The 10,984-nt window shown below is 67.2% G+C and carries 13 protein-coding genes and 1 pseudogene; 11 read left to right on the top strand and 3 right to left on the bottom strand.

The window, feature by feature from the left end:
• The 6 genes from purH to OXU42_08490 all read left to right on the top strand — a co-directional run.
• Positions 1-452: bifunctional phosphoribosylaminoimidazolecarboxamide formyltransferase/IMP cyclohydrolase (purH, locus tag OXU42_08515; GenBank protein ID MDE0029425.1), on the top strand; the 452-nt coding region annotated here is incomplete at its 5' end.
• A gap of 27 nt (positions 453-479) precedes the next feature.
• Entirely contained in the window at positions 480-1,751 is a 1,272-nt protein-coding gene (purD, locus tag OXU42_08510) for a phosphoribosylamine--glycine ligase (GenBank protein ID MDE0029424.1), read from the top strand.
• Positions 1,752-2,288 (top strand): 5-(carboxyamino)imidazole ribonucleotide mutase, encoded by a 537-nt coding sequence (gene purE, locus OXU42_08505; GenBank protein MDE0029423.1) that lies wholly within the window; start codon positions 1,752-1,754, stop codon positions 2,286-2,288. It begins immediately after the preceding gene.
• A 22-nt stretch (positions 2,289-2,310) separates the two neighbouring features.
• Complete coding sequence (locus OXU42_08500; protein MDE0029422.1) at positions 2,311-3,615, top strand: DUF1015 domain-containing protein; 1,305 nt, start codon at positions 2,311-2,313, stop codon at positions 3,613-3,615.
• 88 nt (positions 3,616-3,703) lie between these two features.
• Positions 3,704-4,696 carry an ABC transporter substrate-binding protein gene (locus OXU42_08495; GenBank protein ID MDE0029421.1) on the top strand — a complete coding sequence of 331 codons (993 nt, stop codon included), beginning with the start codon at positions 3,704-3,706 and terminating at the stop codon, positions 4,694-4,696.
• A gap of 8 nt (positions 4,697-4,704) precedes the next feature.
• Positions 4,705-5,124: a TIGR03668 family PPOX class F420-dependent oxidoreductase gene (locus tag OXU42_08490; GenBank protein ID MDE0029420.1), complete on the top strand. Its 420-nt coding sequence runs from the start codon at positions 4,705-4,707 to the stop codon at positions 5,122-5,124.
• A gap of 22 nt (positions 5,125-5,146) precedes the next feature.
• Here OXU42_08490 and OXU42_08485 read toward each other — a convergent pair whose 3' ends face one another.
• Complete coding sequence (locus OXU42_08485) at positions 5,147-5,731, bottom strand: glutathione S-transferase (GenBank protein MDE0029419.1); 585 nt, start codon at positions 5,729-5,731, stop codon at positions 5,147-5,149.
• 209 nt (positions 5,732-5,940) lie between these two features.
• Between OXU42_08485 and OXU42_08480 the strand changes: the two genes are divergently transcribed.
• The 5 genes from OXU42_08480 (at position 5,941) to OXU42_08460 (ending at position 10,494) form a co-directional block, all read left to right on the top strand.
• Positions 5,941-7,389 (top strand): biotin carboxyl carrier protein, encoded by a 1,449-nt coding sequence (locus tag OXU42_08480; GenBank protein MDE0029418.1) that lies wholly within the window; start codon positions 5,941-5,943, stop codon positions 7,387-7,389.
• 36 nt (positions 7,390-7,425) lie between these two features.
• A complete protein-coding gene (locus OXU42_08475; GenBank protein MDE0029417.1) occupies positions 7,426-8,502 on the top strand; it encodes a cupin domain-containing protein in 1,077 nt (358 codons plus the stop codon).
• Positions 8,503-8,561: 59 nt separating this feature from the next.
• The gene (locus tag OXU42_08470; GenBank protein ID MDE0029416.1) at positions 8,562-8,798 is read left to right on the top strand and encodes a hypothetical protein; all 237 of its coding nucleotides are present in this window, start codon (positions 8,562-8,564) and stop codon (positions 8,796-8,798) included.
• A gap of 191 nt (positions 8,799-8,989) precedes the next feature.
• A complete protein-coding gene (locus OXU42_08465) occupies positions 8,990-9,232 on the top strand; it encodes a helix-turn-helix transcriptional regulator (protein ID MDE0029415.1) in 243 nt (80 codons plus the stop codon).
• Positions 9,229-10,494 carry a type II toxin-antitoxin system HipA family toxin gene (locus tag OXU42_08460; protein MDE0029414.1) on the top strand — a complete coding sequence of 422 codons (1,266 nt, stop codon included), beginning with the start codon at positions 9,229-9,231 and terminating at the stop codon, positions 10,492-10,494. The genes OXU42_08465 and OXU42_08460 overlap by 4 nt, the downstream gene beginning before the upstream one ends.
• Positions 10,495-10,525: 31 nt before the next feature.
• On the opposite strand, the gene OXU42_08455 is transcribed toward OXU42_08460, so the two are convergent.
• A complete protein-coding gene (locus OXU42_08455) occupies positions 10,526-10,834 on the bottom strand; it encodes a type IV pilin protein (GenBank protein ID MDE0029413.1) in 309 nt (102 codons plus the stop codon).
• Positions 10,817-10,966, bottom strand: a pseudogene (locus tag OXU42_08450) (type II secretion system protein). Before OXU42_08450 ends, OXU42_08455 begins: the two are co-directional and overlap by 18 nt.
• Positions 10,967-10,984: the final 18 nt, after the last annotated feature.

The following is a 10,984-nucleotide window of genomic DNA, read 5'->3' as shown; positions in this document are numbered from 1 at the left end:
GCCGGGTCCACGGCGGCGTGCTGGTGCAGGACTGGGACCACAAGCCCATCGACGTCCGGGAATGCAAGGTGGTGACCGAGCGGCAGCCCACAGGCGACGAGTTCAAGGCCCTGGGCTTCGCCTGGCGCGTGTGCCACCACGTCAAGTCCAACGCCATCGTGTTCACCTCCAGCGACCAGTTGCTCGGCGTCGGCGCCGGCCAGATGAGCCGGGTGGACTCCGCCCAGCTCGCCGTCACCCGCGCCAAGACTCACGGCCTGGACCTGGCCGGCTCCGTGGTGGCCTCCGACGCCTTCTACCCCTTCCGCGACGGCGTCGACGCCGCCGCCGAAGCCGGCGCACGCGCGGTCATCCAGCCCGGCGGCTCCATCCGCGACGAAGAGGTCATCGCCGCCGCCAACGAGCACGGCTTGGCCATGGTGTTCACGGGCATCCGGCACTTCAGGCACTGAAATGGCCCGCCAACGCCCCGAATCGTCATGAACATCCTCGTCATCGGCGGCGGCGGGCGGGAACATTCGCTGGTCTGGAAGCTGCGCCAGAGCCCGGAAGTGGAGAGGCTGTACTGCGCGCCCGGCAACGACGGCATGGGCCGGCAGGCGGAGCGCGTGGACATCGGCGCAGGCGAGATCGACAGGCTCGCGGACTTCGCCGCGCGGGAGGCCATCGACCTCACCGTGGTGGGGCCGGAGCAGCCGCTGGTGGCGGGCATCGCCGACCTGTTCGAAAGCCGGGGGCTCAAGGTGTTCGGACCCAGCCGCGAGGCGGCCCGGCTCGAGGGCAGCAAGGCCTTCGCCAAGGAGGTGATGCTGGAGAACGGCATCCCCACGGCGGCCTGCGAGGTGTTCTCGGACCTGGACGAGGCACGCCGGTACGTGGCGCACAACCGGCCCTGCGTCGTCAAGGCGGACGGCCTGGCCGCGGGCAAGGGCGTGATCCTATGCTCGGGCAGGGCCGAGGCCGAAGCCGCCCTCGACGCCATCATGGGGCAAAGGGTCTTCGGCGCGGCCGGCGAGCGGGTGGTCATCGAGGAGTTGCTGATCGGCGAGGAAGCCTCCTTCATGGCCCTGATGGACGGCGACGACTTCCTGCCGCTGGCCTCGGCCCAGGACCACAAGCGCATCTTCGACGGCGACGAAGGGCCCAACACCGGCGGCATGGGAGCGTACTCGCCGGCGCCGGTGGTGGACGCGGCGGTGCACGACGCCGTGGTGCAGCGGGTGCTCAAGCCGCTGGCGGCCGGGCTCAAGCGCCGCGGCCTGGTGTACCGCGGCGTGCTCTACGCCGGCCTCATGATCACCGGGGACGGCCCCAAGGTGCTGGAGTTCAACTGCCGCTTCGGCGACCCCGAGTGCCAGCCCATCATGATGCGCCTCGACTCCGACCTCCCGTCGCTGCTCATGGCCACCGCCGAGGGCCGGTTGCGGGAAGCGGCCGCCGAGTGGTCCAATGAGGCGGCGGTGTGCATCGTGCTGGCATCCGAGGGCTATCCGGGCGAATATCGAACGGGTATGGAGATTGAGGGACTGGACGCCCTCGATTCCTGGAGCAACGGATACGCGTTCCACGCCGGCACCACCCGCCGGGAAGACCGCTGGCACACGGCCGGCGGCCGCGTGCTGGGCGTGACCGCATTGGGAGACACCATTGCCTCGGCCACCAGAGCGGCTTATGAAGGCGTGGGGAAAATTGCCTGGGAGGGTATGCACTACCGCCGGGACATCGCACGGCGTGCGATAGAGCGCGACTAGATGACGCATGAAGGAGGAGACACAGTGACGGATCAGAGTCCGAAAGTGGCGATATTGATGGGCAGCGATTCCGACGTGGAGGTGATGAAGGAGGCCGCCACGCGGCTGGAGTCCTTCGGCATCCCCTACGAGATGCACATATCGTCCGCTCACCGTTCGCCCGAGCGCACCCACGCCTACGCCAAGGGCGCGGCGGATCGGGGCATCGAGGCGTTCATCGTCGGCGCGGGCGCGGCGGCGCATCTGGCCGGAGTGGTGGCCGCGGTCACCACGCTGCCGGTCATCGGCGTGCCGTTGAGCGCATCCGCGCTGGACGGCATGGACGCGCTGCTGGCGACGGTGCAGATGCCCGCCGGCGTGCCGGTGGCGACCATGGCCATCGGCAAAGGCGGCGCCGCCAACGCGGGCATCTTCGCCGCCCAGATCATCGCGCGGAAGGACCCGGAACTCGCGGACAAGCTGGCCCGCTTCAAGGAGGAGCTGGCCGCGGGCGTGGAGACCCGGGACGCCAAGCTCCAGGAAAGCCTGAAGGCGTAGGGGAAGCCGGAGAAGACCCGCAATGGCCAAGATCTTTCCCTTCCGGGGACTGACTTACGACCCCGGCAAGGTCGGCGATTTCTCGAGCGTGATGGCGCCGCCCTACGACGTCATCTCTCCCGAGCACCAGGCCGAGCTGTACGAGCGCTCGCCGCGCAACGTCGTGCGCATCGACTTCAGCCGCGACGCCGATCCGTACGCGACGGTGCCGCAGCGCTTCCGGGAATGGCAGGACGAGGGCACGCTGGTGCCGGAGGAAGCCCCGGCCATCTACTACCTGAGCCAGCAGTACCGGCTGAGGGACGGCATCACGCGGGAGCGGCGCGGCTTCATCGCGCTGGCCTCCATCGAGGACTTCGGCGACGGCGCCATCCACGGGCACGAGGCCACCCTGGCCGAGCCCAGGGAAGACCGTCTGAAGCTGATGCTGGCGTGCGACGCCCAGTTCAGCTCCATCCTCGGGCTCTACTCCGACGAGAAGCCCACCCTCACCGACGCTCTGCGCGAGCACGTCCGCTCGAAAAAGCCCAAGGTCGAGGCGGAGCTGGGCGAGTTCGGCACCTCGCGGCTGTGGGCGGTGACGGACTCGGGGCTCATCGCCATGGTGCGGGAGGCCCTGCGCGAGCGCGAGGTCTTCATCGCGGACGGACACCACCGCTACGAGGCCGCCGGCAACTACCGGCGACGGCGCTTGGCGGAACGGCCCGGCGCCACCGGCGACGAGGGGTTCAACCGGGTGATGATGTACTTCGCCAACCTGAACGAGGAAGGCGTGGTGATCCTGCCCACCCACCGGCTGGTGCGCGAGATGCCCCCGGTGCCCGCCGCGGAGCTTGAAGAGAAGCTCCAGCGGTACTTCCACGTGGAGGCGTTTCCCAGGGATGCGGGCGGCCGGCGGCGGTTCCTGGAAACTCTCGAACACGCCAAGGACGGCGCGCGCGTGCTCGGCGCCGCCTTCAGGGACGACACGCGTTACCTGGCGCTGCGGCCGAAGGACGCGGCGGCGATGCAGCGGCTGGCGCCGGACATGAGCCCGGAGCTCCGCGGGCTGGACGTGACCACCCTGCACGTGCTGCTGATGGAGCACATCCTCGGCGTGTCCACCCGCGACGCCGTCAACACCGACGCCGTGGCGTACACCCACGACGCCGAGGAGGCGCTGGCCGAGGCGGAGGCCGGCCGCTGCCAGGCCGCCCTGATCCTCAACCCGCCCACCGCCGGCGAAATGATCGCCGTCTCGCTCAAGGGCGAGAAGATGCCCCAGAAGTCCACCTATTTTTTCCCCAAACTGGTCACCGGACTCGTCATCCACAAGGTGGAGGTTTGACCATGCAACCCGCGCCGGGACCCTCCGGCCGCGCCGGCGACCGGCCCCGGCGGATCGACGCGCGCGTGGACGCGCAAGGAACACGATTATGTCCAAACTGCATCTGACGCTGGCGTGCGGCGACTACGACCGCACCAAGACCCTGCAGGACGGCTCGCTGAGCCCCGACGGCATCGCCCTCAACTACCTGCCGCTCGAGGCCGAGGAAATCTTCTGGCGCATGGGGCATCACCAGGAGTTCCATGCCTCGGAGATGTCGCTGTCCAACTACATCACCATGACGTCCCGCGGCGAGAGCCCGTTCATCGCCATCCCGGTCTACCCGTCGCGCTATTTCCGCCACTCCTGCGTGTTCATCAACACCGACCGGGGCCTCGACAAGCCCGAGGACCTGAGCGGCAAGCGCATCGGCGTGGCCGAGTACGCCATGACCGCGGCGGTGTGGATCCGCGGTTTCATGAGCGACGACTACGGGGTCAAGGCCAGCGACGCCGAGTGGTTCACCGGCGGACAGGAAGTGCCCGGACGGAAGGAGCGCATCGCGCTGCGGCTGCCGCCGGAGATCAAGGTGCAGCCCATCCCGCAGGACCGCACCCTGAACGACATGCTCGACAAGGGCGAGATCGACGCCATCGTCAGCGCGCGCATCCCCTCGTGCTATGCCGCCGGCGCGCCCCACATCCGCCGCCTGTTCCCCGACTTCAAGTCCGTGGAGATCGACTACTACCGGCGCACCCGGCTCTTCCCCATCATGCACACCGTGGTGATCCGCAAAGACGTGTACGAAGCCAACCCCTGGGTCGCCCGGAGCCTCTACACCGCCTTCTGCCGGTCCAAGGACGACGCCATCGCGCGCATGAACATCAACAACACCATGGCCAGCACCCTCCCCTGGCTCCAGGCCGAGATCGCCCTCCTGCGCGACGTCTTCGGCGACGACTGGTGGCCCTACGGCATCGAGCCCAACCGCCACGTCATCGAGTCCCTCATCCGCTACATGGGCGAACAGGGGCTGCTGGCGGAGATCCCAACGGTGGAGGATCTGTTCGCGCCGACACTGCTGGGGGACTACAGGCTGTAGTTCCGGCGATGACCCGCAAGGAAGCGGCGTTCATCCGTCAGGCCCGTGTGGGGATTCTGGCCACGGTCGACGAGCACGGCCAGCCGCTCAACGTCCCCTTCTGCTTCGCCTTCGACGGCGAGTATCTTTACTCACCCATCGACGAGAAGCCCAAGGCCGCCACAGCGCGGGAGCTCAAACGAATCCGCAACATCCGCGCCAACCCCTGCATATCCGTCGTCGTCCACCGCTACGACGACGAGGACTGGTCCCGGCTGGCCCACATCATCATTCAGGGCGAAGCCGGCATCCTCACCGACGGAGACGCCCACCGCAAGGCGGTCCGGCTGCTGCGCCGGAAATACACTCAGTACCGCGCCATGGCCCTGGATGAACGGCCCATCATTCGAATCCGGGTAGTCCGTTGCATCCGTTGGGGCAGGGTCTGAGAACAAACAGACCCAAGGGCGCCTACGCCACCTCCTTGATCGACGACACGCCCGTCGCCTTCATCATGCGCTCCAGGAAGCGGTGGACGTGGGTGTACTTGCCGTCGATCTCGCGGTCGAGGGCGGTGTAGAGGTAGTGGAGCTGGGTGTAGATGGAGATGTCGGCGAGGGTCATGCGGTCGAAGAGGAAGTCCCTGCCGGAGTAGAGGAGGTCGAGGTTCTCCAGGTGGACCGCCAACCCGTCCTCGGCCTGCTTCAGCTCGTCGTCGTTCTGGGCCCGGCGGAACGCCAAGACGGCGCCGTTGAGGTCCTCGTCGGCCCAGTCCTCCATCATGAGGCACAGCCCCTTGTCCGAGGGATTGTCCGGGTAGATGGAGGGTTCGGGGACTTGCTCCTCCCAGTACTTGGCCAGGATGGTGGAATCCTGAACGCACCGGCCGTCGATGTCCATGGTGGGGACCTTGCGCTGGTTGGAGAACGCGATCAGGGACTCGCGGTTGTCGGCGCGGACGTCCACCACCTCGTAGGGAACCTTCTTCATGGTCAGGACCACGCGGAGCTTCTCGCAGAACATCGAATTCTTCGAGTTGAAAAGCCTGTTTGCCATGGGGATGCCTCCTGTGTCGCTTGAGTTGAATTGAACCTTGCCGTTCGGGAAACTCGCCGGCGCCGCGGCGATGGCCTCGTCGTAGTGGATGCGCACGCTGTCGACCGTACAGCATGGCACCCGGACTTGAATAGAACGTCGCCGGGCCGGCGTCAAACGAGGGGCGCCGGAATCCCACTCCCTCCGTCATTTGTGCTAGGCTGTCGCCCATGAGCGAGATCCATTTCGTGGACACCACGTTGCGCGACGGGCAGATGAGCCTGTGGGCCACGCGCATGCGCACGGGCATGATGCTGCCCATCGCCGAGCGCATGGACCGGGCGGGCTTCGACGCCATGGAGCTGATGTCGAGCATCTTCCTCAAGAAGCTGGCGCGGGACCTCAGGGAGGACCCGTTCGAGCGCCTGCGCCTGATGGCGGCGAAGATGCCCAACACGCCGTTGCGCATGACCTCGGGGCGCTTCAACGCCTTCGAGGTGACGCCCTTCTCCCTGTACCGGCTCTACCTCGAGCGCATGAGCGCCAACGGCATGCGCCAGGCGCGCATCTCGGACGAGTGGAACGACTTCGAGGGCTGGCGCAACAAGGTCAGGACGGCCAAGGAAGCCGGGCTCGAGCCCATCATCAACCTGATCTACTCGGTGTCGCCCAAGCACACCGACGAGTACTACGCGGAGCGGGCGCGCCAGGCGGCGACCCTGGACCTGTCGCGCATCTGCCTCAAGGACCCGGGCGGCCTCATCACCCCGGACCGGGTGCGCACCCTGGTGCCGCTGGTGCTGGAGAACGTAGGCGGCATCCCGGTGGAGTTCCACACCCACTGCACCACCGGGCTGGGGCCGCTGTGCTGCGTGGAGGCCGTCAAGCTCGGCATCACCATCGTGAACACGGCCATCCCGCCGCTGGCCAACGCCTCGTCCAACCCGTCGCTGTTCAACGTCGTCGCCAACGCCCGGGCGCTGGGGCACACCACCGCGGTGGACGAGGAGCCGCTGCACGCGGTGTCGGAACACTTCACCCGCATCGCCGAGCAGGAGGGCCTGCCGCTCGGGCGGCCGGTGGAATACGACCACGGCCAGTACCTCCACCAGGTGCCGGGCGGCATGTATTCCAACCTGCGCCACCAACTGGAGAAGGTGGGCCTGGAGCACAAGTTCCAGGAGGCGCTGGAGGAATGTGGCCGGGTGCGCGAGGAGTTCGCCTACCCCATCATGGTGACGCCGCTGTCCCAGTTCGTGGGCAGCCAGGCGGCCATCAACGTCATCGTGGGCGAGCGCTACACCCAGGTCACCGACCAGAGCATCCTCTACGCCCTGGGGCTGTGGGGCGAGGAAGGCAGCCGGCTCATGGACCCGGAGGTCAAGGCCAGGATCCTCGACCGGCCGCGCGCCCGGGAACTGGCGAAATGGGAGCCGCCGCAACCGTCCATCGCCGAGATCCGCAAGGGCTTCGAGCCCGGCCTCTCGGACGACGACCTGCTGCTCCGCTGGCTCATCACCAAGGACGAGTTCAACGCCATGCGCGCCGCCGGCCCGGCCACCCCGTACACCGGCAACGGCGTGCTCGGCCTGCTGCAAAACCTGCGCGGCCGCAAGGCCAACCACGTGTACATCCGGAAACCGGGGCTGAGGCTGGCGCTGCAGGGGTCGGCGAATTGAGGATACCTTGAGGACACTTGCGCCGGGAGGCATCCCATGAGCACGAGCATGGAAACCGAGGCATTCTACCGGGAAGTGGACGAGAAGCACCTGGTGCCGCTGTGGAACATCACATCGAGCCAGCTCACCACGGAACCGCGGTCGCCGGTGAAGGCGCACCTGTGGCGCTGGGCCGACCTTCGCCGGCTCGCCCACACTGCGGGCGATCTCGTGCCCATCGAGCGCGGCGGCGAACGGCGCGTGCTGGGGCTGGTGAACCCGGGACTGGGCGGCAAGCCCGCGGCCACGCGCACCCTTTGGGCCGCGGTGCAGATCGTCAAGCCCGGCGAGATCGCCCCCTGCCACCGGCATTCGCCGTCGGCTATCCGCTTCATCATCGAAGGCGACCGCACCTACACCAACCTGAACGGCGACAAGTGCGTCATGAGCCGGGGCGACCTGGTGCTCACGCCCAACTGGGACTGGCACGACCACGGCTGCGAGTCGGACGAGCCCATGATCTGGATGGACGGGCTCGACCTGCCGCTGGTGGGAGACCTGGACGCCACCTTCTTCGAGATGTACCCGGACCACCGCTTCCCCATCACCCACGTCAACGAATCCGAACGGAAGTATGGCGTGACGCACCTGCGCCCCACTTGGGAAAAACCGCCGGAGCACCGTTCACCGCTGCTCAACTTCAAGTGGGAGCCCACCTACGACGCGCTGCAGCGCATCGGCGAAGGCCCGGCCAGCCCCCACGACGACGTCTGCTTCGAGTACCTGAACCCGAACACCGGCGGCCCGGTGCTGACCACCATGAGCTGCACCATCCAGAAGATCAGGCCCGGCGTGCGCACCCAGGCGCACCGGCAGGTGCAGAGCTCCGTCTACCTGGCCTTCTCGGGCAACGGCTACTCGGTCATCAACGGCGAGCGCTTCGACTGGGAGGACGGGGACTTCTTCGTGGTGCCGCCCTGGGCGTGGCACGAGCACGCCAACGAGACCGACGGCGAAGCGCTGCTGTTCGCCATCCACGACACCCCGGTGATGAAGGCGCTTGGCCTGTACCGCGAGGAAGGCTATACAGAGAACGACGGCCACCAGGAGATCACCGGCAGCTTCGAGGCATAAGGCAGAAATGCGGGCCGTCGAAAACCCGGCAGGACCCGAAACCCAGAAAGACGTTGAGCATGGCGAAGTACCTTGAATGCAGTCAGTGCGGCAAGCTGGCGTTCTACTACGACGGCTACGTCGGCACCGAGAAGCCCTTCTACCTCAAGAACATGATCTACCCGGACGGCAGTCAGCCGATAACGCCCCGGTGCATCGCCTGCAACGACGTGCCGCGGCTCCTCTTCGACTTCATCAAGGAAGACAAGAACCCCCTCCCCACGCGCGTGCCCGCCGAGGAAACCGTGTCCGAATGATCCATCCGAACCCGGCGCGGACTTCCCGATCGGGAATCTATCCCTCCAACAGCCAGGAACGCCAACAATAATTTCCCGCTCGGGAATTTCGAGGAAACACTCATCCGACGGCTAGGTTGGCGTTCCCGTTCGGGAATTTCCACTTGACCTAAACGGCGATCCTCGTTAATATTCCCGAACGGTAAATCACCATGCCTGCTCGAACCCTCACCTCCGGGGACATCGGCGACATCGTGCGCAGCGCGCGCAAGGCGGCCGGCCTGCGGCAGTTCGAGCTTGCCGGGGCCGCGGGCGTGGGCGTGCGCTTCATCGTGGACCTCGAAGCCGGAAAGCCTACCGCGCAGATGGGCAAGGCCCTCCAGGTCCTGGAGGCGCTCGGGTGCACGTTCGACATCACGCCGCCTCCCGAACCCAAGGGAAGGCGAAACTCGTGAGCCCCGCCCTCGACGTCTGGTGGGACGGCGTGGTCGTCGGCCAACTCACGCAAGACCGCCACGGCGAATTGGGATTCGTCTATTCGTCCGACTGGCTTCAACGTGACGACGCCCCGGCCTTGTCGGCATCGTTGCCCAAGCGGCCGGAGCCGTACTCCCGCCGCGAATGCCGCCCGTTCTTCGGCGGCCTCCTCCCGGAAGAAGGCCAGCGCCAGGCGGTGGCCAGAGCGCTCGGCGTCTCCCGCGGCAACGACTTCGCGCTGCTCGACAAGCTCGGCGGAGACGTTGCCGGCGCGCTGCAACTCCTGCCCCCCGGAGAACTTCCCCGGCCCGCTCATTCGGACCACCCGCCGAGACTCCTTGACGAAGCTGGTCTGATCGATCTGCTCGACGCGCTTCCCGCGCGCCCGCTGCTGGCCGGGGAAGAGGGCCTGCGGCTGTCCCTGGCAGGTTCTCAAACGAAGGTCCCGGTGGTCCTGGTCGACGGGGAGGTCGCGTTGCCCGCGCCGGGACAAGCCACCACCCACATCCTCAAGCCTTCGATCCCACGTTTTTCCGGCACCACCGAGAACGAAGCCTTCGTCATGCGTCTTGCGGCCGCCGCGGAGTTGGCGGTCGCCTCGGTCGAAGCCCGCTCGGTGCGGGAGCGCACGTTCCTGCTGGTCTCCCGCTACGATCGCGCCACCGGCTCCGACGGCCGCGTACGCCGCATCCACCAGGAAGACTTCTGCCAAGCTCTCGCCATCAACCCCGAACGGAAATACGCGGCCGAGGGCGGCCCCACCCTCACCGACTGCTTCGCGCTGCTGCGCCGGGTGGCGTTGCGTCCCGCGGTGGACGTCCTGAAGCTGCTCGACGCCGCAATTTTCAACCTGATCGTCGGGAACGCCGACGCCCACGGCAAGAACTTCTCGATCCTGTACGACGAGGACGAGGAGGGTCCGCGCCTCGCGCCGCTCTACGACCTGCTGGCCACGGTCGCCTATGCCGAACTCTCGCCGGGTATGGCCATGAAGATCGGCAGACGCGCGACGCTGGGCGAGATGGACGGCAGGGCATGGGCCGCGTTCGCCACCGACGCGACCCTCGGCCTTCCACTGATTCGCCGGCGGGTATTCGAGATCAGTGAAGCCGTGAAGACCCACGCCGCCCACGTCGCCAACGGACTCATGCACGCGGGACTCGATGAACAGTTTCTTGCACGGACAGCGGAACTGATGGCAGACCGGGCGGCACGATGTGCGCGGACGGTCTCAAGATGAATCGGACCACGAGCAGGGATTCGCGCCAGCCTTACGGCCCGCAATTCACCAGGGTGACTTGACCGGTGGCCTGGTCGTAGGTGGCGACGCCCGTGCCGTCGCCGCACCCTTCGTCGACCGTGGCGGTGACGACGAACGTCGTCTCGTTGCCCGTGGTGACGCCGGGAGTGATGTTGGCGCTCTGCGTGTAGCCGAAGTCGCCGAGGTCGTCGGGGTCATCGGCATAGGTGTTGTTCTCCAGATAGTAGGCCTCCTGGGCCAGGGCCATGTTGCGGACGTTGGCCTGGGCATCGGCGTCGAAGCCCTTGCGCCGGTAGGAGCCGAACTGCGGGACGGCCACCGCGGCCAGAATGCCGATGATGGCGATGACCACCAGCAACTCGATGAGGGTGAAGCCGGCGACCCGCTTGAGGCCGCGCCGTCCCCGGTGGGCTGCTTGCGCCTCGCTCGGGCCGTCCTGTCTGCGGGGCACGTCGGGGGTGCTCGTCAT

The sequence above is a fragment of the Deltaproteobacteria bacterium genome (genome assembly GCA_028818775.1).
In the GTDB taxonomy this organism is placed as follows: domain Bacteria; phylum Desulfobacterota; class Binatia; order UBA9968; family JAJDTQ01; genus JAJDTQ01.
Note: the sequence above shows the minus strand (reverse complement) of the source record. Positions and strands in the feature narration are given on the sequence as shown.